The sequence below is a fragment of the Spirosoma fluminis genome (assembly GCF_054778895.1).
Genome location: NZ_BAAGZD010000010.1, coordinates 35,000 through 58,253 on the forward strand (window position 1 = coordinate 35,000; position 23,254 = coordinate 58,253).

General features: G+C 51.8%; 20 protein-coding genes. 12 read left to right on the forward strand and 8 right to left on the reverse strand.

All coding sequences use genetic code 11. The annotated features are described in order from the left end of the window. Window positions 1-63: 63 nt before the first annotated feature. From ACYVBJ_RS13750 to ACYVBJ_RS13780, 7 genes are all read left to right on the forward strand, one after another. Window positions 64-687 (forward strand): YceI family protein, encoded by a 624-nt coding sequence (locus ACYVBJ_RS13750; protein WP_460982879.1) that lies wholly within the window; start codon window positions 64-66, stop codon window positions 685-687. 260 nt (window positions 688-947) lie between these two features. Next, window positions 948-2,021 carry a sensor histidine kinase gene (locus tag ACYVBJ_RS13755; protein WP_460982880.1) on the forward strand — a complete coding sequence of 358 codons (1,074 nt, stop codon included), beginning with the start codon at window positions 948-950 and terminating at the stop codon, window positions 2,019-2,021. 54 nt (window positions 2,022-2,075) lie between these two features. Continuing rightward, window positions 2,076-3,101: a sensor histidine kinase gene (locus ACYVBJ_RS13760; protein ID WP_460982881.1), complete on the forward strand. Its 1,026-nt coding sequence runs from the start codon at window positions 2,076-2,078 to the stop codon at window positions 3,099-3,101. Between the two features lie 150 nt (window positions 3,102-3,251). Then, window positions 3,252-4,028: a LytR/AlgR family response regulator transcription factor gene (locus tag ACYVBJ_RS13765; RefSeq protein WP_460982882.1), complete on the forward strand. Its 777-nt coding sequence runs from the start codon at window positions 3,252-3,254 to the stop codon at window positions 4,026-4,028. 69 nt (window positions 4,029-4,097) lie between these two features. Further along, window positions 4,098-4,610 carry a SixA phosphatase family protein gene (locus ACYVBJ_RS13770; protein ID WP_460982883.1) on the forward strand — a complete coding sequence of 171 codons (513 nt, stop codon included), beginning with the start codon at window positions 4,098-4,100 and terminating at the stop codon, window positions 4,608-4,610. A 191-nt stretch (window positions 4,611-4,801) separates the two neighbouring features. Then, a complete protein-coding gene (locus tag ACYVBJ_RS13775) occupies window positions 4,802-5,251 on the forward strand; it encodes an FAD-binding oxidoreductase (protein WP_460982884.1) in 450 nt (149 codons plus the stop codon). Window positions 5,252-5,265: 14 nt separating this feature from the next. Beyond that, complete coding sequence (locus tag ACYVBJ_RS13780) at window positions 5,266-8,559, forward strand: M4 family metallopeptidase (RefSeq protein WP_460982885.1); 3,294 nt, start codon at window positions 5,266-5,268, stop codon at window positions 8,557-8,559. 68 nt (window positions 8,560-8,627) lie between these two features. Here ACYVBJ_RS13780 and ACYVBJ_RS13785 read toward each other — a convergent pair whose 3' ends face one another. From ACYVBJ_RS13785 to ACYVBJ_RS13795, 3 genes are read right to left on the reverse strand one after another with little or no spacing between them, the layout of a single operon-like run. Continuing rightward, complete coding sequence (locus ACYVBJ_RS13785) at window positions 8,628-10,067, reverse strand: M56 family metallopeptidase (RefSeq protein WP_460982886.1); 1,440 nt, start codon at window positions 10,065-10,067, stop codon at window positions 8,628-8,630. Next, entirely contained in the window at window positions 10,064-11,971 is a 1,908-nt protein-coding gene (locus ACYVBJ_RS13790; protein ID WP_460982887.1) for a M56 family metallopeptidase, read from the reverse strand. The genes ACYVBJ_RS13785 and ACYVBJ_RS13790 overlap by 4 nt, the downstream gene beginning before the upstream one ends. After that, window positions 11,968-12,339: a BlaI/MecI/CopY family transcriptional regulator gene (locus ACYVBJ_RS13795; protein ID WP_460982888.1), complete on the reverse strand. Its 372-nt coding sequence runs from the start codon at window positions 12,337-12,339 to the stop codon at window positions 11,968-11,970. The genes ACYVBJ_RS13790 and ACYVBJ_RS13795 overlap by 4 nt, the downstream gene beginning before the upstream one ends. A gap of 371 nt (window positions 12,340-12,710) precedes the next feature. Here ACYVBJ_RS13795 and ACYVBJ_RS13800 point away from each other — a divergent pair, with 371 nt between their 5' ends. After that, complete coding sequence (locus ACYVBJ_RS13800; protein ID WP_460982889.1) at window positions 12,711-13,151, forward strand: response regulator; 441 nt, start codon at window positions 12,711-12,713, stop codon at window positions 13,149-13,151. A 103-nt stretch (window positions 13,152-13,254) separates the two neighbouring features. Here the strand turns inward: ACYVBJ_RS13800 and ACYVBJ_RS13805 are convergent, their stop codons facing one another. Further along, the gene (locus tag ACYVBJ_RS13805) at window positions 13,255-13,635 is read right to left on the reverse strand and encodes a hypothetical protein (RefSeq protein WP_460982890.1); all 381 of its coding nucleotides are present in this window, start codon (window positions 13,633-13,635) and stop codon (window positions 13,255-13,257) included. A gap of 344 nt (window positions 13,636-13,979) precedes the next feature. Between ACYVBJ_RS13805 and ACYVBJ_RS13810 the strand changes: the two genes are divergently transcribed. Continuing rightward, a complete protein-coding gene (locus ACYVBJ_RS13810; RefSeq protein ID WP_460982891.1) occupies window positions 13,980-14,216 on the forward strand; it encodes a hypothetical protein in 237 nt (78 codons plus the stop codon). Window positions 14,217-14,331: 115 nt separating this feature from the next. On the opposite strand, the gene ACYVBJ_RS13815 is transcribed toward ACYVBJ_RS13810, so the two are convergent. Beyond that, complete coding sequence (locus ACYVBJ_RS13815; RefSeq protein ID WP_460982892.1) at window positions 14,332-14,784, reverse strand: hypothetical protein; 453 nt, start codon at window positions 14,782-14,784, stop codon at window positions 14,332-14,334. Window positions 14,785-14,923: 139 nt separating this feature from the next. Here ACYVBJ_RS13815 and ACYVBJ_RS13820 point away from each other — a divergent pair, with 139 nt between their 5' ends. The 3 genes from ACYVBJ_RS13820 to ACYVBJ_RS13830 all read left to right on the forward strand — a co-directional run bounded on the left by ACYVBJ_RS13820 (window position 14,924) and on the right by ACYVBJ_RS13830 (window position 18,815). Continuing rightward, a complete protein-coding gene (locus ACYVBJ_RS13820; RefSeq protein WP_460982893.1) occupies window positions 14,924-15,220 on the forward strand; it encodes an SCP2 sterol-binding domain-containing protein in 297 nt (98 codons plus the stop codon). Window positions 15,221-15,306: 86 nt separating this feature from the next. Next, on the forward strand, window positions 15,307-16,728 hold the full coding sequence (locus tag ACYVBJ_RS13825) for a Gfo/Idh/MocA family protein (RefSeq protein WP_460982894.1): 1,422 nt from the start codon (window positions 15,307-15,309) through the stop codon (window positions 16,726-16,728). 107 nt (window positions 16,729-16,835) lie between these two features. Next, window positions 16,836-18,815 (forward strand): sensor histidine kinase, encoded by a 1,980-nt coding sequence (locus ACYVBJ_RS13830; protein WP_460982895.1) that lies wholly within the window; start codon window positions 16,836-16,838, stop codon window positions 18,813-18,815. A gap of 314 nt (window positions 18,816-19,129) precedes the next feature. Here ACYVBJ_RS13830 and ACYVBJ_RS13835 read toward each other — a convergent pair whose 3' ends face one another. The 3 genes from ACYVBJ_RS13835 to ACYVBJ_RS13845 form a co-directional block, all read right to left on the reverse strand. Further along, the gene (locus ACYVBJ_RS13835; RefSeq protein ID WP_460982896.1) at window positions 19,130-20,686 is read right to left on the reverse strand and encodes a DHA2 family efflux MFS transporter permease subunit; all 1,557 of its coding nucleotides are present in this window, start codon (window positions 20,684-20,686) and stop codon (window positions 19,130-19,132) included. Window positions 20,687-20,781: 95 nt separating this feature from the next. After that, window positions 20,782-21,894: an HlyD family secretion protein gene (locus ACYVBJ_RS13840; RefSeq protein ID WP_460982897.1), complete on the reverse strand. Its 1,113-nt coding sequence runs from the start codon at window positions 21,892-21,894 to the stop codon at window positions 20,782-20,784. 30 nt (window positions 21,895-21,924) lie between these two features. Continuing rightward, window positions 21,925-23,253 carry a TolC family protein gene (locus ACYVBJ_RS13845; protein ID WP_460982898.1) on the reverse strand — a complete coding sequence of 443 codons (1,329 nt, stop codon included), beginning with the start codon at window positions 23,251-23,253 and terminating at the stop codon, window positions 21,925-21,927. Between the last annotated feature and the right edge of the window lies 1 nt (window position 23,254).

A 23,254-nucleotide genomic window follows, 5' to 3' on the forward strand; every position in this document is an offset into this window, starting at 1 on the left:
ACCAGTTCTCTTTAGTCTTGTAAGTCAAAACCTCTTTTTAATCATGGCATATCGCCAAATTTTATGAAAAACGTAACCTTATTTAGTGTCATTGCTTTAGCCACGTTATTGTGGAACTGTAAACACGACCCGGTCGATCCTACGGTGGATGCCTATAAGCTGGATGATAAAAAGTCAGTTGCGGAATGGAAAGGCAGTCTGCGAACCGGCTATTTTAACGAAGGCGCGATTACGGTGAAAAGCGATCAGTTGCTGGTACAAGACGGCAAGGTGACCGGCGGGTCGTTCACTATCCCCGTTTCGTCGATCGTCAACTTCAACCAGCCGACCGAAGAACTGAAGGAGCAGTTGACGCATCATCTGCAAAGTGCTGATTTCTTCAACATGGCTTTGCACCCCAACATTACGTATGCCATTACCAGCATTACGCCCTATACTGGTAAGGAGGGCGTTGCGGGAGCGAATTATCAGGTAAATGGGGAGCTGACGATGCTGGGCAAGACGAATGCCGTGGCCTTTCCGGCCAAGATTCAGGTGGAGAACAATCAGTTGTCGGTCGAGGCAACGCTCAACGTCGACCGAACCAAATGGGGTATAGACTACGCCACTGATCCTGAGTTGCCCGACGAAGGATACATCCTGCCGGCCATTGGCATTCATCTAAAACTGGCCGGTAGTAAACAGTAGATGAGGCTAACGGAACAGCCGCCTAACGCTGACTTTACCGGTCGAGTGTTGGGTGGCTGTTCCGTTGATACAGACCATGGGGCGTTACGTTCATGGGCTGATTCTGTAGCAGATCAGTGCGGTACCCTTCCAGGAATAGACCGCCTGCTAAAGCGGCTGTTAATTTAAGATATGTTCATTGGGCCACTCAGGAATAATTGTGGATATTCGTAGTCGTCGTCAACCGTACAGACTGAAATCAGTCGGTTTTGATCAAGCTTATGGCTCAATTGTTTCGTCGGTCGTTTCAAGGCCTTTCGCTCAGGCTACCGACGCAGAGTATCTGGATTTTGCTCGGCCTGGTGTCCTGGACAGTTCCGCTGGGTAACTACGTTTGGCTCGGCGACCGCTATTTTTCCGACTGGCGCGTGTTCCTGATTGCGTCGGCGAACTCCTATGCAGTTTGTACCCTTCTCCTGGTGCTTCAGACAGCTATAATCCAGCGGATTATGAAGCGCTATCCGGAGTTGTCTCAAACGCCCCTGCGGATGGTGCTCGAATTTCCGGTGTTCTTCGTTCTGACGCTGGCTACTTCGGTCATCTCATTCGTCGTATACAGCTTCATTCCGTTTTTCAATTTCGAGGCTTCCCACACCAGTAAGGTCATTATTTTCTGGATAGGAGCAGGCTCAAACATCATTTCCCTGTGCATGTACGAACTGTATTATACGTTGACGAAATGGCGGGAGAACAGCATAGCCACTGAAATGTACAAGCAGGAAGCCTTACTGAACCAGCTCAACGTGTTGAAAACGCAGGTTAATCCACACTTTCTGTTCAACAGCCTGAATTCGCTGATCACCCTGATCGGCGATAACCCAAAACAGGCCGAAGTATTTGTGGAGGAGCTGAGTTCGGTATACCGGTATATCCTTCGGGCCAATGAGCAGGATCTGACCCAGTTGGATACCGAGCTGGACTTTATTCACTCCTACGCGCATCTGCTCAAAACGCGGTACGGGGCGGGGTTTCGACTGGTTACGCACATCGATCCCCGGTTCAGTCGCTATCAGCTTCCGTCGCTGACGCTGCAACTGCTGGTCGAGAACGCCGTGAAGCATAACGTAGTGATGGGCAGCAGGCCGCTGACGGTCGAGATTCGCACCGACGAACTGGCCAATTTACACGTAATCAACAACCTTCAGCAGAAAAAACACGGTGTCATTTCCAACGGTGTCGGACTTACCAACATCATCACTAAATACGAAATGCTGGGCCAGCCTCAGCCTATCGTGCGCGAAGAAGCCGGGCAGTTTAGAGTAGCTCTGCCGCTGATTTCGGCTCAACAGCTTTAGAGATCGATAGGAACGAAGGTATACCATGAAAAAGCGTTCATTTTATCTTACCTCATGAAACAGTGGGCCAAATTCGATCGTTACGATGTGCTGATCTACCTGCTCAATTACCCGGCATTGATCATTGCCAACTACGTGATTTTTGGATCCGTGTACTTTCAGGATCGGTCGTTGTTTGTACCCGCCACCCTGATTGCCAACGCCTGGGGGCTCTTTGTGTTTGTGACGCTGACGATGTGGATGAAGTACATGCGATTCTGCTACGGTGCGCCCGATCAGTTTGGTCAGCGGCTGCTGTACTCCATGCTGGGGTATGTCTTCCTTCTGATGTCCGTCATTTTGGTGATTTACTGGACGTATGACCAGTTGGGCTATCCCTACAAACCAGAGACTATTCCCTGGGTGCTCATGATTGGTTTTGTCACGAACGTTACGTCGGCGGGGAGTCACGAGTCCATCTTTACGTATAATCAGCTGCGGGAAAGCACCCGGCGTGAGTATGAGTTGAAGCAGTTGCACATGCAGCAGCAAATGGACGTATTGAAGCAGCAGGTCAATCCGCACTTCCTGTTCAATAGCCTCAACTCGCTGATTGCGCTGATCAGCGAGAACCCCCAACAGGCCGAAACGTTCGCCGAAGAGCTGAGTTCGGTGTATCGTTACGTGCTTCGGGCCAACGAGCAGAACCTAACCAATCTGGATACAGAACTGGAATTCATTCGCTCCTACGCGCATCTGCTGCGTACACGCTATGGCGACGGCTTTCGCCTGGTTACGCAGGTCGACAAACAGTTTGGCCGCTATCAGCTTCCGTCGCTAACGCTGCAACTGCTGGTCGAGAACGCCGTAAAGCATAACGTAGTGATGGGTAGCAGGCCGCTGACGGTCGAGATTCGCACCGATGGACTGGCTAATCTCTACGTACGTAATAACCTTCAGCAGAAAAAACAGGGCGTCGTGTCCAACGGCGTCGGATTGAACAATATCATTGCCAAGTATGAGATGCTGGGTCAGCCTCGCCCGACAGTCCGTGAAGAAGCTGGTCAGTTCGTAGTGGCGCTCCCCCTCATTACGGCCTGAATGCCTAAAATCGGGTGCCAGATTAGGCGTTGTTTTGACGGGTTCAGGCAACGGATTGCCGGTTCGAGTCACGATGCTGTTGAACGCGCCAGCATAGCGTAGTTACTTTAAAGTCATAATGCGTGAGCCCCTTAGCCGCGAATGAATTTTATGAATGTCTTACTTATCGAAGATGAAGAGTTGGCCGCCCGCCGACTCAGTAAGCTGCTGGTTGAGATTGATCCCGATATACAGATCGTCAATACGTTGGCCAGCGTCGAAACGGCGGTCGATTATCTCCAGACGAACCCCGCCCTGGATTTGATTTTCATGGATATTGAACTGGCCGACGGGCAGAGTTTCGAGATCTTTGAGCAGACAACGGTATCGGCCCCGGTCATCTTTACTACGTCCTACGACGAATACGCCATTAAGGCGTTTAAAGTGAACAGCATCGACTACCTGCTGAAGCCCATTAAGCAGCCTGAACTGGCGGCCAGCCTGCAAAAGCACCACCAGCTCAACCGGAAACCTGAAGCGCCACCGATTCAGGTCGTAGCCATCGATGCTCTCGTGCATCAGTTGCGGCAGCAATCGCAGGCAACGGAGTACAGAAGCCGGTTTCTGGTGCGTTACTTATCGCAGTGGTTACCCATCGAGGTCACCGATATTGCGTACTTCCAGGCTGAAGAACGCGTTACGTTGTTTCGCACGCGCTCGGGTCAGCGCTACACGGTTGATTACAAACTGGATGAGCTAGAGACCATGCTCGATCCGGCGCTCTTTTTTCGCATCAACCGGCAGTTTCTGACGAACATCAACTCCATCCAGCAAATTCATTCATATTTCAACCACAAGCTTAAGCTGACCCTGCAACCGGCCCCAACCGGTGAGGTGCTGGTGAGTCGGGAACGGGCTACCGATTTCAAGAAATGGATGGGGAAGTAAATCAAGCCTATAAAGCGCTCGACTGTTATGAGCGCTTTTTTTGTATCATTGCGGCATAACCCCGCCTGTATGATACGTCTGGTCTTTGTGTACAGTACGTTGTTGCTGTTCGTATTGAGCAGTTGCTCTACCACAACTGTGTACATCGTTCGCCATGCCGAAAAAGTCGATGAGACTGACTCGACCGACTTAAGTCCGGCTGGGCATCAGCGGGCATTGGCACTGGCCGACACACTCGCCAACCGGGGCATCGACTCTATCTTTACAACGCCCTACCGACGCACCCGACAAACGGCCGAACCGCTGGCTAAACGCATCCAGGTTCCTTCGGTCGACTATACGCCCAAGCCGCTGGACGCGATCAGCAAACGAGTCGGCCAGCTCAAAAACAAAACTGTTCTGGTCGTCGGCCATAGCAATACCATTCTGGAAATTGCCCGCGGATTAGGCGCTACACCGAGTCTGGCGAAAATCGAATCGGGTGATTTTGATAACCTGCTGCGGGTGCGCATTCACCGTCGCCTGTTCGGTACGTCAGTCGGCATTTCACAAACCACCTACGGTCAGCCTACCCCTCCCTGATCGTTGACCAAGTTACTTACGTGTTCCCTTGAACCGGTTTGCTGCGAAGCCGGTCGGCGTATGCTATCCGGTTGACGCCGGTTAAATGACGGTCAAGGCCCTGCTTTCTACAAATCATACAAATGGCGTATTGATGAGCCTGGGAGGTGCCTATACATTTGTTCCGGTCGTAATCACCAAACCCACCCGGAATGAACGCACGTTGTTTTCCTTGTATCCTGCTGATTCTGTTGCTGAATCAGGTAGTCGCACCAGCACAAACGCCCGCTGCGACTCCCGCTACGTATACCGGCCGCCAGATTATGGTCGGGAGCGGGGGCGGATTTACGGGCGCTTCCACTACGTATTACCTGTTCGATAATGGCCAGCTCTTCGGCCGTCGCAGCAGCGATTCGCTGTTCACCTCCCTTGGCCGACAAACCGCAACGGCCACGAAACGGGTATTTATAACCGCCGAAAAGACCTGCAAAATCAAGACGACGAAGTTTAACAAGCCCGGTAACCTCTACACGTTCGTGCAGTGGCGCAAGGGTGAAGAAAAATATAGAGTAGTCTGGGGCGCGCCGGGAACAACGGTCCCTGGTCGCTATCCTGCGTTCTACAGGTCATTTCTGAAAATGATTCCGGTTCAGCTTAAATAAGTCATTCTATCCAGATGAAAACACCTCTTCTTTTTTTAAGTCTGTGCGTAGCCAGTGCCACATGGGCGCAGCAACCCGGAGCGGGGTTCAGGCAAAAGCTCAAAACAACGGCCCCTACGTCCCGTCTGGCCGACAAACTCAATGCCGCGATTATCGACAACGCGAAATCGCCCGCTAACCGCCAGGCCCGGCTGGCGGCAGTTCCTTTAGCGTTGTCTATGCATCCATCGCAGGTTAAAGTTGTGCGGGATACATCAACAGATTTGCCCGTCTTTATTGAGCGCAACGTGGTCAGGTCGGGTACGGCCAAGTCCCTAAACAACCGGGGGGCACGGCTATCGGCAGCGGCAATTACTTCGTCGACGTATCAGTTTATGAACCAGGTACGGGGCTTACTTAAAGTGAATAACCCCGAGTCCAGTTTCGCCGTTGCCCGCACCGAGCAGGATGAACTTGGCCAGACGCACGTTCGGCTGACGCAAACGCACCGGGGCGTTCCCGTCCTGAACGCCGAATTGGTCGCGCACCTGACCGATGGCGAAGTGACGCTGCTGAACGGCCGGTACAAGCTGGTGCCGGAAAACCTGTCGACCACACCAAAACTGACCCTTATCCAGGCATCAGCCCTGGCGCTGAAAGACGTCAGTAAAACAGCGCCGGTACGTTCGTTTGGCGATAACCTCTTCAAGTTGAAAGAAGCAAAAGGCGATCTCTGCATTTTTCCGACCAGGCAGGGGGCCGCCCACTTAGCCTACCGAGTCACCGTGCGGCCGAACCTGATGGAACGCTGGGAATACGTAGTCGATGCCCAAACGGGCGAAATCCTCAATAAATACGACAATACCTGTACGTTCGTTGGACCCGGCAGCGTGAAAACGTCGGCTAAGGACCTGAACGGCGTGATGCGCTCGTTTCAGACGTACCAGCAAGGCAGCAAATATTACATGATCGACGTATCGCGGCCGATGTTTAATGCCGATAAGTCGATTATGCCCAACAGTCCGGTGGGAGCGATTATAACCGTTGATGCCAGCAATAGTAAGGAAACCGACGCTAAGATCAAACGCAATCAGATTGTATCGACGACCAATACGGACTGGAGCCCAACGGCTGTATCGGCGCATTACAACGCTAGTGTTGCCTACGAGTATTACAGTAAGACCTTTAAGCGAAATGCGCTGGATGGTTCGGGCAGCACCATGTTTTCAGTCATAAATATTACCGATAAAAACGGGAAAGGGCTCGACAATGCCTTCTGGAACGGAGAGATTATGGGCTACGGGAACGGGAATCTGTTAAAACCACTAGCCGGTGGATTAGACGTTGCGGGCCATGAAATGACGCACGGTGTGATTGAGAAAACGGCAGGACTGGTGTATCAGGGGCAATCGGGCGCGCTCAACGAATCGTTTGCGGATATCTTCGGGGTGATGATCGACCGGGCGAACTGGACATTAGGCGAAGCTGTAACCCCAACCAGCGTTATTTCGACGGGCGCACTCCGCGATATATCGAATCCAAACCAGGGGAAAGCCCCCAAAGCCAGAGGGTATCAACCCGCCACGATGGATCAGTTTGAACAGCGTGAGGATGACGACGACAACGGTGGGGTGCATAGTAACAGTGGTATCGCTAACTTCGCGTTCTACAAGTTTGCGACAGCCATTGGCAAAGAAAAAGCCGAGCAGGTGTATTACCGCGCACTGACCACATACCTGGTTGCTTCGTCGCAATTTCTGGATCTGCGGCTGGCCGTCATCAAAGCTGCGGGCGACTTGTATGGTGCCACCGGAGCCGAAGTAGCTGCCGCTAAAAAGGCGTTCGATGCCGTTGGCATCACGGAAGATACCCAGACAACACCGGGTAAACAGCCCGATCTGCCGGTAGCATCGGGGCAGGATCTGATGCTGTTGACTGATCTGAACGGGTCGAATCTGTATTCAACCAATATAACGCAGCCCAACGCTACGTTCGATCAGAAAACAAAAACGGCTTTACGCCACCGGCCGAGTGTTACCGATGATGGGAAAGTGGCGTATTACGTATCGTCCGACAAACGCATTCGCTCGGTTAATCTGACGGGAGCACCCGAAGAGTTTGTCGTCTCCGACGAAACGATCTGGGATAACGTAGCGATCTCGAAGGATGGTACGAAACTGGCCGCTTTGACGGCTGACCGTGACGCGTCGATTTACGTCTATAGTTTCGCGAAAAAGAAATGGGCAGAGTTCAAATTATATAATCCTACGTACACAGAAGGCATCGTAACCAATAACGTACAGTTTGCCGATTCATTCGAGTGGGACTACGCGGGCGAGCAGCTCGTGTATGATGCGTATAACTCGACCGGCGACGAGACTGGGTACTGGAACGTTAGCTTCATCGACGTCTGGGACAACAAAGCGGATGATTTCGCGGACGGCAAAATTCAGGGGTTGTTCTCAAGTTTACCCGAAGGCATTAGCATCGGTAATCCTTCGTATGCGAAGAACTCCCCCGGCATTATCGCGTTCGATTATTTCGATCAGGATAACGACGAGTATTTTATCGTTGCCGCCGACCGGAGTATTGGCAAAGCCTACGAAGTGTTCGAAAACAATACGTTAGGTTTTCCCAGCTACTCACGCCTGGATGATAAATTAGTGTTCAGCCACGAAGTCGACGGAAACGAAGGGATTTCAGGTGTCGTCTTGGGGGCTGACAAAGTATCGTCTTCCGGGAAAGCCGTTGAGCTATACACCGGTGCCAAGTGGCCCGTCTGGTATACACAGGCGACACGAACTGCGCCCGCCAAAACCGCGCAGACCATTACGTTCGGCACGATTGCTGACCGGTACACAAACCAGGGCGATATGACTTTAAAAGCGACGTCATCGTCGAACCTGCCGGTCAGTTTTCAGGTACGTAGCGGACCCGCGAAGCTGAACGGCCCGAAGTTAACGTTTACCGGAGCAGGAACGGTTACGGTTCGGGCCATTCAGGAAGGCAATACGCAGTTTAGCGCGGCTGCTCCCGTCGATCGGACGTTTAATGTAGTGGCAGTCACGGGCATTGAGCCATCCTGGTCAGACGCGCTGCGGGTGTATCCCAACCCAGTTCAAACCACATTGACGGTTGAAGTACCCACGAGTGAAGTTATTCAGAACGTATCGCTTAAGACGCTGACCGGTGCTACTATACTGCAGCCTGCTGTGCCGGCTCGCCAGCGCGCAGCAACGTTTGACGTTAGTCAACTGCCAACGGGCGTGTATTTCCTGCAAATTCAAACGCCGAGTGGTTTTGCTGACCGGAAAGTGGTGAAAGAGTAACGTTTGTATAGGTGTGTACCTCTCCTGTTCATCCCCTGGAAGGAGCAGGAGAGGTAATGTGATTACTACTATTTCATTGTAACGGCAACGGCTTGCTTATCACTAAACACTTCAACACGTTTAATCTTATCAGCAGGAATGACATCGACCTGTGCTTTAGTCGCCGTTTTGCCATTGATAGTAAAGAATTTTACCTGGTTAAGGCTCTTTAACTGAGCCTGGCCATCGGGAAAAGGTGGTGGCGGAGGGGGAACGATCGCTTCGTTGGTTTGATTAGCCGGATCGTTCAGGGTAAAATTGATGGGTAGATTAAATTGAGTATTCACCGCACGTCCATTTTGCATGCCTGGCTTCCAGCGGGGCATCAGGCTGACCACCCGAACCGCTTCTTCATCGGCACCAAAACCAATTCCCTTCAGAATGGTGACGTCTTTGACTTCTCCCTCTTTTGTTACAATAAAACGGACAAACACTTTACCCTGAGCCTGGGCTCTTTGGGCGGCTTTCGGATAACGCAGATTTTGCATAAGGAAATTACCCAGTTTGCTCATTCCACCCGTAAACTCGGGCTGCTGTTCAACAACCGTGAACACTTCACCGTCGATACCGGCTTGACGTAACGGTTGATGAAAGGCAGGCCGTTTCCCTTCAGTTACTGCCTGGTCGGGCTGGGTACACATCACCAGAAGTGTTGCCAGGGGCAGTACAAGGGCGTAACCCAGCAGCGCCCAGCGATTCGATTGGGGTTTTTGAAGCATAACGATACGTTGTTTTAGGGTTGACACAGAAGCAAAGGGCGTTGTCAGGGCCGTTGACGGGACGTTGAGCGCGTAAGCCACCAACTGACGGGCGTAATCGGGTTGGGGAGTTTTCAGCACTGCCCGATCCGCTAAAAACTCATGAACTTCCTGAAGCGACCGTTTGTACAGCCACAGCACCGGGTTGAACCAGAGTCCGGCACGTACCAGCTCAATAAACAGTACATCGCAGGTGTGGCGCTGGCGAATGTGCGCTTCTTCGTGCCGGATGAGGGTTTCCGGTTGGCTACCGGCATCGCTTTGATTCAGCACCAGATAGTGTCCAAACGAAAACGACGGGGTCGAGTCGCTGGGTAAGCAGACGAGCGTGTAATGCCGATAAGCTTCCCGCCTGCCCTTTTTAACGAGACGTAGCACCGCTACCAGATTTACTATAAGTCGCAGGAGCATAACCGAAACGCCCAGGCCATACAGGAGCCAAAGCCATTGGGCCGTTGTTACGTCATCGGTTCGACGAGTGGCCGTTTGGTCAACGTCAAAAGCTGGTAATGTAAGGGTTCCTATCGGTAACGACTCGGCGGCATGGTCGGGCAGGTCGATCCAGGGAAGAAGTAACGACAGTACCACAGATAAAAGCAGATACGCCCGGTTTAGCGCAAAAAATGTAGTTCGGCGGAGGAGCAGCCAGTAGCAGCTATAGAATAATAGCAAAAACAGGCTCGCGTTGAGGAAATAGGAGGGAGCGCTCATGATTTTTTCGTGGTTATAATAACGACCCCATACTTGCCTTTCTCGCCATAGACCGACGTGGCCGATTCTCCTTTCAATACGTCAATGGATTGAATGTTTTTACCATTGAGGCTTTTAACCAGCTTGTCAGAAACTTCTGTCCCGTCGAGGATGTAAAGCGGTTCTTCGCCTAAAGGACCGAGCGGACCTACACCGCGTATGCTTACAGGAGAAGGCCGTTTCCAGATGGAATCAACAGTTGGGTATGACTTGGTTTTCGTGTCACCGTATAAGGTGTATTTAGCATTTTTAGTGTTATCCAGGATGCTATTGAAGCCTTGTTTCTTCGTCGAATCTGGTTTGGCGGCTGGGGCGCTTTCTTCCAGGGAAAACAGCACTGGCAATACGTATTGTGCTGATACCGGCTTTCCGTTCTGCTGGCCTGGAATCCACTTAGGCATTTGCTTCACCACACGCGTAGCTTCTTCATCACACCCGCTGCCAATGCCTTTCTTTACATGTACAGGACCAATTTTCCCGGTTGGAAGCACCACAAACTGGACGAAGACAGTTCCCTCCACACCAGCTTTTTTGGCACTGGCAGGATAGCGCAGATTATGGGCTACGTACTGCATTATACCCGGTATACCCGTTGGGAAAACGGGCGGCTCTTCTACCGCTGTGTATACTCGACCATTAATTGTTTCAGAAGAGGGCGGTGTCCTGACGGGCATGTTAGGATTCGGCTTAATTGCTTTATAGACAGCCGTAGAACCCATTGCTGGCAGTTCGGGAGCCTCCTGAGGAGCTAAGGCTACATTAACGACAGACTGTTTATCAATCGGAACAATTACTGTCTCAAAGCCGACGAAGCTGACCGATAGCCTATGCGAAGATAAGACGTTCTTTAAATGGTATCGCCCGTTGGCGTCGGTTGGAATTCCCTTACCGGTGTTGGCGTCTGTTACAATAGCTCCCGGCAATGGCTTGCCATCGACAGCGCTGATAATCCGGCCGGTCACGGTCTTTGTGGGATCAGCCTGTTGGGTAAAGGCCGTTGTAATTTCCTCCCGAGCCGTTGTCATCGCCAGCAGCCCGAGCGCTAAAGGCAACACCAGGGCGTATTTGCCCAGTGCCCAGCGCGTCGTCGCTTTCTGCTGAAGCATCTGAATGCGTTGCTTCAGCAGTGACGGGGTGAAAAAGCCGTTGGCAACGGAATATTGGCCAGCCTCAACAGGTTGTAGCCCAAAGGCATAGTCAACCAGAAATCGAGCGTAGTCGGTTGGCTGGTTCGTTTCCCGATCGGCCAGGAATTCATGAACCTGACGTAGCGCCCGTTCCAGTAGCCGTAAAGCCGGGCACAACCAGAAAACAGCTTTGAGCAGAGCCAAGACCAGTACGTCGAAACTGTGAAGCTGACGAATGTGCACGAGTTCGTGCCGGATAATTAACTCGTTTCGGAGGTCGGCAGGATTGGCAACCAAATACCCAAAGAACGAAAACGTCTGTACGGTTCGATCACCGGATTCGACCAGTACGTAACCATCCCGAGCGTGTCGGGTCGATTGCCGGATCAGGCGAAGCAGCCGCTCGATTTGCCGCCCTAACTGAATCAGTAAGACCACCGCAACCAGTCCATACGCCCACTGGCCGATCAGCATCCAGTCCAGACTCGGTTCAATGGGTGTAGGGGCGGCCGCTATCGCCGTTGTGGGTAGAGCGATAACGCCTACCGGTAGGGGTAGCGTTTCGGCGGTTTCTGTAGGCAGGCTTAGTAGCGGTAACGTCAGCGTCAGCATCACCGATAGCAGTAGATAGGCTCGGTTCAGCCCAAAAAACGTATGCCGACGTAGTAACAACCCGTAACAGCCCACAAATAGCAGACCGTAGAGGTTAGCTTTCAGGAAATAGTCAAGGGCGTTCATTGGTCTTTCTTTTTGTTTAGGAGGTTAATGATCTCGTCGGCTTCGGAAAGGCTGATGTTTTTCTCCTGCACGAAAAACGAAACCAGCTTTTTCAGCGACCCGTCGAAGTAATTCGTCATCAGTTGCTCAGTCTGGTACCGGCGGTACTGCTCCTCCGTGATGAGCGGGTAGTACTCATGCGTTTTGCCGTAGGCCGTGTAACCCACTAGTCCCTTTTTCTCCAGTATCCGGATGATGGTCGACACGGTATTGTAGGCGGGTTTAGGCTCTGGCAGCTCGGCCAGTACGTCTTTGACAAATCCCTTCTGAAGTTGCCAGAGTACGCGCATAATCTCTTCTTCGGCTTTGGTCAGTTCGCGTAGTTGCATAAAATTGAGTACGAAAGCTAGTGGTATTCGAAAGGTATGACTAATGATTTAGTTTTACAACTAATATATTAGTTAATTGTTTCGGCTATCCGGTTGCTCGGTGGAGTTTTAAAGCTGCGTACTGTCAGATAAGATAGCGTATTTGTGGTTTGCCTGAAGTGCTGACTGGCCATAAAATAGGTCTGTCTGCTCCGGAGAGCCATACTTTACCACTAACCTCGCCGGTAGAGATTTAATCGGCTTCATGTTGCGTAGTGGGATCGCCAGATGAAGCAGTATAGAATTTTTAGGAAAGAGAATAGCATTCCGCCCTGCTCAAACAACGGACCCGATCTACTTTATCCTTATTTTTGGGATTGTAAATCATGGGTATGCCTTCTCAATTTCCTATTCTTCTGATCGATGACGATCCTAATGTGGCGGATATTCTCACTCGGGCTGGCGAACAAGCTTTTCCCGAAGCCCTATTTATGCACGTGAGCAGTTTTGCCGAGGCTGCTACGTATCTGGATGATTTAACGGGAAGAGGCCCCCGGCTGATTCTGTTGGATATTGATTTACAAACGGGTCCCAACGGGTTTGAGTTTTTGTCGTTGATTCGGGGACACGCGCAGGGCAGCTTACTCCCAGTAATTATTCTCTCGTCAAGCCAAGAAGAACGCGACACCTGGGAAGCCTATCAGCGGGGAGCTACGGCGTATACCCAGAAACCATTCGATTATAAAGAATGGAAAACGTACATCAAACAAGTCCGCAGCTATTGGTACGAGACAGTTACGTTGCCCCAACTCTGGTTTAACAAAGAACTCTAATCGCTCGCTGTCGGGAGAATCAGATTGATAAGCTGGGTTTATTGCTTAGACCCCTGCTGAGCCGGTACATTATTGACGGCTGGAGTGGGTGAGTCATGCTGGTTTAAGAACTGGAACCCGATGCCAGATACAACCTGATCTGCGCTTTGTAAACCAGTTCATGGATAGCTTGTGTATGCTCGATCAACTTCCTGCAATGCTGGTTGTAAGCCGCCTGATCGAGTTCGTCCGATTGATCCATATCAGTCAGCAGGGTTTTCAATTCAGTCTGTATGGTTGTTATCAGTGAGGTCAGGGCTTCGGCCGGGCACTGGCCTGCATACGAGTTCGTGGTTACCTCATTCGTTTTTAACGTGTTTTTATACCTGATCAGGTCGTTATAGACAGTATGTAGAGCCGACATGGCTTTCTGCCACTCGGTGAGTATGTATTCCAGATTGTACTCATCATCAAACGGGTTGTTTTGTGGTGAGTAATCATCCATAATTTAATTTTGTTTAATCTTTACATTGATATCAGCAATGTATCCTCAACAAAAATCGTACTCAACTATTGATTTACGTGAAAATTATTAACCAAAGGCGCTGATTTATCGCACTACTTCCCTAAACTGGCGAAGATGGCTCAGTTCCGTAAGCAATTTCGATAAGACCGTACGATTAGAAATAAACGATAACTATGGCAAGTATATAGGCTAAAAGGTTAACTAGTGAATAATCTTGGTAAACCACCTAGTCGTATGAAAAAGGCAATAATGACCGTCGCTTTGGGGGTAGCCATCGCCACGGGAAGTGCAATGGCCCAATCCGGATCAGGAAAATCAGGGGCATGAGCCCAGCTCAGAAGTCGAACACAACCACAAACAGCCAGTCGAAGACTGGACCAAGCAATGGTCTTCAGCAGTCGAACAAAGGTGGCTCTACGTCGGGGCGGACAACGAACGGAATGGGCAGTATTGGCGATCAGCGGGGGAGTACCACCCAGCAGGGGGCATCGAACGGCAGATCAGGTAGTTCCGCTAAGAAATCAACGACCAGTTCCGGAGCTAAATCCGGGGATCAGTAGATCGATACGTGTCCCTGAGAAATTGGGGTCATTTAATCGCATCTTAACAAAAGGTACCCAAAGAGCCGCGTGTACAACCGAACAGGCATCTCTTTGGGTATCTTTTACGGTTTTGTCAGTGCATATCCTTTAAGTTCAGGGCGTACAGACCGATGAACATCAGACTGAAAAATACGCCAAAAGACGTATTCAGGGCCCCGAATCCGGCCAGCGTTACGGGTAAGACGATGCCAGTGAGTACACCCACGACGTATACCCAGAAGCCGATCCGACGGAGCCGGAACATTAGCACGGCTCCAATCAGCGTCAGCAGGGAATAAACAAACTGCGCGATAGATAACGCCCTGATTTCGTTGGTATCCCCCGGCATAGGCTCATCGCCCGACGCGCGGTCTTCGAAGTATTGCTTGGGTAACGTCTTTTGCTGTTCGGGGGTGTAGGTACGTTTGATGTACGGCGTTTGGGATACGGCGTCCGTCTGCATAAACGAGACAACGGCATCAACCAGACCCACCGCGCAGCTAAGAAAGGTGAGAATACAGAGTACGGTTAAAAACTGAGAACGCATTAAAGGAGATGCGGGCGGGCCCGCTTTTTGTCGTTTCTGGGATAAGTAGGCCGGCTTGTTTGTGCAGGCTGACCCCCTGAACTTAAAAACCTTATTTTCGCGGCAGAGTTTCCTTACCAACTAACGAAATCACAACAACATGACTTTGCAAGAACTAACCGAACAAATTCGGAATAAAGCCACCCACGCCGATAGCCTCAATGCCAGCGCAAAAATCGTTACGGATCAGGGCGTTGTGTACATTGATGCGAAGCAGTCTCCTGTAACTGTCACCAACGAAGATAAACCTGCCGACTGCGATCTGCACGTCAGTATAAACAATCTGATCAAAATGGGAACGGGGGATCTGAATCCCATGATGGCATTTATGTCGGGAAAATTAAAAGTAAAAGGCGATATGAGCGTGGCTATGAAGATGGGCCAGCTAATGGCGTAAATAGCTGTTTATCTGTTTGGTTGTTTGCGTGTTTGTCCGTTGATTGCACGTACCTAAACACCCGAACAACCAAACAGATACCAAACATGGCTAAGCCCTCCCGTCGTAAATTTTTGCAGAGCAGCGCGCTGTCGGCGGCTGCTTTTTACATTGTACCCCGCCACGTACTAGGTGGTAAAGGATTTGTGGCACCGAGCGACAAGCTCAGCATAGCCGCCGTTGGCTGTGGCGGTAAGGCCGATGTCAACATCCGGCTCGCGTATAACAAAGGTTCCGATAACATCGTCGCCCTGTGTGATGTCGATGATCGGCAGGCCAAGAAATACCGGGCTCAGTTTTCCAGCGCTCCTTACTTCCAGGACTACCGCGAACTGTTCGACAAGGCCGGAAAGACCTTTGACGCCGTGATTGTGTCGACGCCAGACCATATGCACGCGCCTATTGCAATGGCGGCTATGCAGCTTGGTAAGCATGTGTACGTCGAAAAACCCCTGACGCACGATATTTACGAGGCCCGTATGCTCACCGAAGCCGCCCGTAAATACAAGGTCGTCACGCAGATGGGTAATCAAGGCAGTTCGGGCGACGCGACCCGGATCATTGAAACGGCAATCAGGAACAAGATGATTGGTCATGTGCATACGGTCTATTGCTGGACTAACCGTCCCGTATGGCCCCAGGGGGTTCAGTCGCCCAAAGACAAAGGCGAATCGCAGCCGGTACCACCCGAAGTCAACTGGCCGCTCTGGCTGGGTACCGCTCCCGTCCGCGACTACCACGAAGCGTATATGCCAACCCGTTGGCGCGGATACTGGGATTTTGGTACGGGCGCGTTAGGTGATATGGGCTGTCATTTTATGGACGTACCGTTTCGGGCGCTCAATCTGAAGTACCCAACCTCCGTCGAGTGCAGTGTCGGGTCTGTCTATTCCGATTTCTTCAGGGAAGCGTTCTACGACGATGTCTGTCCGCCATCGTCGGCTATTCATTTAACGTTCCCGTCGGAAGATCGGAAAGTAAAGGAAATTAAATTCTCCTGGTTCGATGGCGGTATTCGGCCTCAGTTGCCCGAGGGAGCCGAGTATGATGAAGTCTTTCGGGAGATTGACGGCGGCATGCTGTTCATTGGCACGAAAGGCATGCTTACCGGTGGCCTGTTCGGGAACAACCCGAAGCTATTACCCTCATCTAAATTTGCCGATAAAGCGTTACCGGTGCCCGAAAAACCCTTAGTTGAGGGGAAAACTGAAGGACACCAGCAACAATGGGTAAAAGCCTGCAAAGAAGGGTACGGTGCCTATACGTCGTCGTCATTCGACCAATCGGGACCCCTGACCGAAACAGTGCTGATGGGCAATCTGGCCACGCGCTCGTACCTGGCTCGCGAAGGCGGTAAGTTTACCGGTCGCAAAAAGCTCTTGTGGGATGGCGCGAACATGAAGATAACAAACTATGACTACGCCAATCAATTTGTTCGTCGTCAGTATCAGGGCGGTTACACGCTGTAAATCAGGAATTAAAAAAGGAGTAAGGCCGCTTATACCCGGTCTTACTCCGTATACCGACCTTGTTTGAGAAGCAATTCCGGTTTACTTTAGTGGGATACCTGACCCCAATGAAACCGCTTGCCCGACTTATATTCGTCCTGTTGAGTAGCTGGCTGCTGGTGATCCAGCTGGCGACTCAGCCCCTGAGTGCGCAGTCGGTTGTTGTTTTATCCGCAGATCAGGACCGCATTTCACTGGAAGGCAAATTAGCGTATTACGTTGATTCTACGCGGTTTCGGACCTTCGCCGATATTAGCCGTGTGACTATCCAGGCAGCCTTTCAGCCCGTCACTACGCCCGTTCCCAATTTTGGCTACATCACCGGTCTGAAAGCTGCTCGCCCGGTCTGGCTGCGGTTTCGCACCCTAAACCCCAGCCGACAGGATCAGACGTTGCTGGCTGAAATTGACTTCTGGTGCTTTGATGAACTGCAGCTCATTGTGGTCGATACGCAAAATCGGACCTTGTCTGTATCGCCGGTTATTGGGTGGAAAACGCCCGTATCGCAACGTATCAAACAGCACCGCTATTACTGGTTTCCGTTTACGGTACCTGCCAACCAGGAGGTAACGGTGTACCTTCGGATGCTAAAACGGCGGGGCACGCAGATTGTGCCGATCGAGCTTGTTCACGAATCGGCCTATGAATCCATTGTTCAGAAAGGATACCTGTTCTGGGGGGGCATTCTGTTCACGCTGACGTTTGTCGGCATCATGAGTTTATTTTTCTTTCTGGCAACGCTCGATCGAATCTATTCGAAATACATCTTCTGTCTGCTCGGTCTACTCGGATTCTTCTTTATCAACGACGGCTTCATGAACCAGTTTGCGTTCAACGAGCAGTTCTGGCTGCCGGGGCAGAATGTTTATTTTCTGTTTCCGCTCGTGCTTTTCTATTCGCAGTTGACCTTTGTCCGGTCGTTTTTGTCGCTGGAGGGGACGCCTTCCCACCGCTGGCATACCATCGGAACCATCGTGTTGTGGTCGGGTCTGTTGTGCCTGCTGACGCTGACGGCCGAGTGGATCGCTCCCCTTACGCCCACAACGGAACTGGTTTTAATGCGCATCTTCTCGGTCATCTACTGGTTTCCCATGCCCGTGATTGTTGCTTACATTATCATCAGCATTATTCGGCGATACCACATCCGCGAAGCCTGCCTGTATTTTGTAGCGGTTACGCCTTTTTTCGTGCTGAATCTGGGACAGGTGTTTGGTAACTTCAGGCTTATACCGACCTACCAGCCCGTTGCCGATTTTACGGATTATGCGTTAGCCGGTCTGTTTGAGGTATTGGTATTGACGTTTGGCCTGGCGTATCGGTATAAAATGGACCGGGATCAGACCGAACAGTTAATCAACGAGCGCACGCTCCAGCAGCAACGTACCTACGAAGCCGAAGTGCAGACTCTGGCGATGAAAAATAGCCTGCTGGTCGAAAAAGAACGTATCGCCCGCGATCTGCACGACAATGTGGGGGCGCACCTGGCCTTTGTGGTGACGAACCTCACCCACATCAGCGATCAGGCCGAAAAAAAAATGGTGACCGACAGTCGGCAGTGGGCGAGCCAGCTTCGCGTTATTGTGACGCATACGCGTGAGGCCGTTAAGCTGCTGCGGGAAACCATCTGGGCGATTCATCGGGAAAGCTTCACGGTGGAGGAATTTGCCGAACGCCTGAATCAGTACATCAACCGCTATTTTCAGGAAACCAACGGACTGCATGTCGACGTACAGGTGACGGGCGTACTGAGCCAGTCATTGTCATCCAATCAGGTGCTAAACCTGTTCAGAATCGTACAGGAGGCTCTGAACAACGTAGTGAAACATTCCCGGGCCACCCGGGCCGTCGTGCAGTTGGAGGTGCAGTCGGCCGGTCGTATCCGGCTTCGTATCGTAGACAACGGGCGGGGCTTTACGTGGGCGGACGGAGCTGTGTCGGAGCAGCATTACGGCCTGAAAAATATGCAGAGCCGGGCCGAAGAGCTAGGCGGTACGTTCCGCGTATTTGCCGAAGAGGGAACCACGGTAGAAGTAAACGTCGGGGAGTGAGCGAGAGCGTATCGATTCTGGCTTGACTACGAGATAGATCTTTTAAATAGAAAATCCCGGAGATGCGCAACTTTCTTAACCTGAATTATAGACTATTCTCGGACCTAAAATAAACGACTTTTGTCATCCCGAGCTTGCGAGGGATCTCTGTGAGCCGGGAAAATACCATCCTCGCTCGAAGATCCCTTGCAAGCTCGGGATGACAAAAGTCTCTCTATTACTTATCTGATTTGCAGAATTTTACCTTAGTTAAGATCAATAGCTGACGTTGCTTAGATCGCATCTCCGGGATTCTTTGATGTCATGCCTTTGACTTACTCCATTGACATCTCTACGTGGGCAGGTGTTTCAATCTTCCTGCCGATAAAGAGCAACAGAAGTGGCACGCAGATCATGAAGAAAGCGCCGATCACCAGAAACGCATCCGCATAGGTCATCACGAGTGCCTGCTTGATCACGGCACCCTGCATAACGCCATAAGCCTTGCCCGTCGCGGTGATCAGGGCGTCACCTTTCGACAGGAACAGGTTGGTGTATTGCCGTAGCCGCTCGGCCGACAGCGGATTGTAGGTTGAGATATTATCGGCTAAACGGGAACTGTGAAACACGGTACGGGTCGAGATATAGGTCGTCATAATGGCCGTACCAAACGTACCACCTAACTGGCGGATCATACCGGTCAGGGCTGACCCTTGTGGTATTTCGACATTATCCAGATCGGCCAACGTAACGGTGGTCAGCGGAATAAAGATGAGCCCCATCCCAACGCCCCGAACAATGAGCGGCCAGAAGAAATAATCCGGACCTGCTTCAAGGCTAATCGCCGACAGATCGAAGCAGAAACCGAAAAACAACACGAAACCGATAGCGGCATACCAGATCGGCGAAACGTAATTCTTGCGTAACAAACCGCCAACGATCGGCATCATAAACCCGGTCATAATCGACCCTGGCATTAATAATAAACCGGTTTGACTGGCCGTGAAACCCAGAATAGTCTGACAGAAAACCGGGATAATGAACACCGAGGCAAACAGCCCGAAACCCAGAATAAAGTTAAATAGGGTACCCACCGCGTAACGACGCCGACGTAACAATCGCAGGTCGAGAATCGGCAGCTTAACCGCCAGCTGACGCCAGATAAAGCCAACCAGACCAACCCCGGCGGCAATAGACATGCCCACGATAAAGCCTGAATCGAACCAGTCTTTTTCCTGACCTTTTTCCAGGATGATCTGTAAACCACCGATACCCATGATCAGCAGAATTAAGGCCAGCCAGTCCATCTTACCGGCTACCATTTTCTCGGCCGGTTCCTTGATGTAGGCATAGGTTAGTATCGTTGCCAGAATGCCGAATGGGATGTTGATGTAGAACACCCAGTTCCAGGACAGGTTATCGGTAATGTAGCCCCCCAGCGTTGGACCGATGGACGGCCCGATGATGACGCCCACCCCGAAAATGGCGTTGGCGATACCCAGGTCTTCTTTAGGAAATGTCTGAATCAGAATGGATTGGGCGGTCGTCAGCAAGCCACCGCCCCCAATACCCTGCACCACCCGGAAAAATACCAGTTCCCAGACGTTGGTCGACGTACCGCAGAAGATCGACGCGATGGTGAACAGAATGATCGATGCGGCAAAGTAATTCCGGCGGCCGAGTTTGGCCGTTAGCCAGCCCGACATCGTAATCATAACCGCACTGGCGGCAGCATAACCCGTTACGACCCAGCTAATATCGCCCAGCGACGCGCCCAGATTCCCCATCATCTGGTTCAACGTAACGTTGACGATCGACGAGTCGATGGTTTGGAGCAGGGCCGCCGTCGTTACGGTGATCACCACGATCCATTTATCAAAGCCTAATTTCATGGTTTTATCAGGAGATAGGAGTTAGGAGCGTGGAGTGAGTAGACTCCACACAAGGGTTGCTCACGTCCCGCTTCTAACTCCTGACTACTTAGTTCTTATTTTCCCTGTAAATCAACCGCTACGTTGGCGCTTAGGCCGGGACGTAGTTTGGCGTACAGCGGACTGTTTTTGTCGATTTCGATACGTACTGGTACGCGTTGTACCACTTTTACGTAGTTACCCGTCGCGTTGTCGGGAGGCAGTAGCGAGAATTTCGCGCCGGTAGCACCAGCGAATGAGCTGACATGGCCCGTCAGTTTCTCGTCGCCAAAGGCATCGACATCAATGGTCACTTGCTGACCAATCTGCATTTGGTTCAGCTGCGTTTCTTTGAAGTTGGCCGTTACCCACAGATTCGAGTTGCCAACAACCGAGCAGAGTGCCTGGCCGGGTTGAATCAGCTGACCGACCTGTACCGACCGCTTAGAGACAACGCCCGAAGCGGGGGCACGAACAATCGTATACGAAAGTTGCAGATTCGCCAGATCAAGTTCGGTCTGCCGCTGCTTTACGGTGGCCTGTGCTACGGAAATCTGACTTTCGGTAGTCCGGCGCTGCGAACTCGTTACGCCCGTCTGGCTGCTGGCTGCGTTCACCTGCGACTGTGCCGTTTGGAGCTGCGCCTGAGCGGCCTGCAACTGCGCCTGGGCGGCATCGCGCTCGGCCTGGATAGCGTCGAACTGTTGCTGCGGAACGGTTTTCTCGGCCAGCAGACGCTGATACCGTTCAAAATCCTGATTGGCGCGACGGGCCCGGGCCTGAGCCGCTACTACGTTCGCCTGGGCCGTTGCTACCTGATTGCGGGCGGTTTGCACGCTCGCCTGCGAACTTTGGATGGTCGCTGCGGCCACGCTTACGTTTGTGCGGCTTACCCCAGCCGCGGCCAGGGCACTTTGCAAAGCGGCTTCGGCCTGCGCGACCCGGATGCGGTAATCAGCATCGTCGATCACAAATAACGTATCGCCTTCTTTAACCGACTGGTTGTCTTTGAAGCGAATCGCTTTAATATAACCGCCAGCTTTAGGCGTAACGGGGTCAACGTCTCCGTCGATCTGAGCATCGTCGGTCGTTTCATAACGTTGCAGATACCGGAATTCGGTAAAGCCAAAATAGAGCGCAGCGACTAGGACAATAAGGCCACCTACGCGAAGTAACATCTTGGTATTCATGGGAACTGTTTGATAAAAAGTCTTATAGGATTAAAGATTTGTGCCCGTAGCCCTCAACAAGCGCTGATACGCCAACTGCGCATCGACCGTAGCATTGATAACGTTTAACTGAGCCTGAATCAGGAAGCTGTTCGCTTCCAGAAAATCCGTTGAGCCAACCAGACCATTGCGGAACCGCGATTCGGTTAATCGGTAGTTTTCCTGCGCTTGCCCGAGGGCGGTGCGGATAACGTTTTGCTGCTCAAGGGCTAGCTGGTAATTATGGTAGGCCGAAACGACTTCGGAGCGAATCTGATCGGTTTGCTGCGCGCCCTGTAGATTGGCCTGGTCAATGGCGGTTTTGGCCGTATTCAGCCTGCCCTTCAGGTTGTAAAGCGAACCAATGTTGTAGCTTAAACCGGCTCCCACATTCCAGGCTGATATAAACGAGTTGCCCTCCGGAATCAGACTGGCGGTTGGGTTGATGTAATTGTAGCCCAGCGATACGCCCAGATGCGGGTACTTGCTGCTTTTTACGTTCTTAAGCTGCGCGTCGGCGGCCTGCACCCGCAGGGCGTTTGCCTGCACTTCCGGACGTACCCGAACCGACTGATTCAGGAAACTTTCCAGTGGCTCCAGCGTCGTAGCCGGGTTGCTCAAGGTCGTATCGACAGCTACCACCTGATTGTCGGGCAGACCAACGAGCAGGTTGAAATTATAAAGTGCTGTTTGACGGGCTTTATCGGCCTGTAGGCGGCTGAGCTGGAGGTTGTTTTTCTGCAACTGAATCTTCAGCACCTCGTTGGCCGTTACAATCCCTTCTTTCTCCAGGTTTCTGGCTTCCCGTTCGCGCTCGTCGAACTGCCGGATGTTCTGGTCAATGACGCGGGTCGACCGGATCAGTTTGACAATGTTGTAATACGCATCGGTCACAGTATAAACCAGTTCCTGCCGGTTGCGCCGGGCGTCTAACTGACTAGCTCTCGCTAACAGATCAGCCGACAGCCGCGCCGACTTTTCGGCAAAGCCACCAAAGACTTCCTTACTGACGGTTGCCCCGCCCATAATCGTATTAAAGGCACCAGCGGGAATGCCGAAGAGCGGTTTACCGTCTGTGCCTTCACCAAACGCAAACGGTCCCGTTAAGCTGTAGCGGGAATATGCCAACGACGCATTCGCCTGCGGCAGGCCACGATCTTTCGCTTCCTGAGCGCGGGCTTCGGCCGCCAGCGTACGCGAATCGGCTAGTTTAATGCCTTTGTTGTTTTTCAACGCCAGTTGAATGGCCTGATCCAGGGGCAGGTTTGTAGGAGTGGTCTGAGCGGATACCCCACCGAAACCGAGACCCCACAAGGCAAGCCCTACTAGAGACTTTTTCATT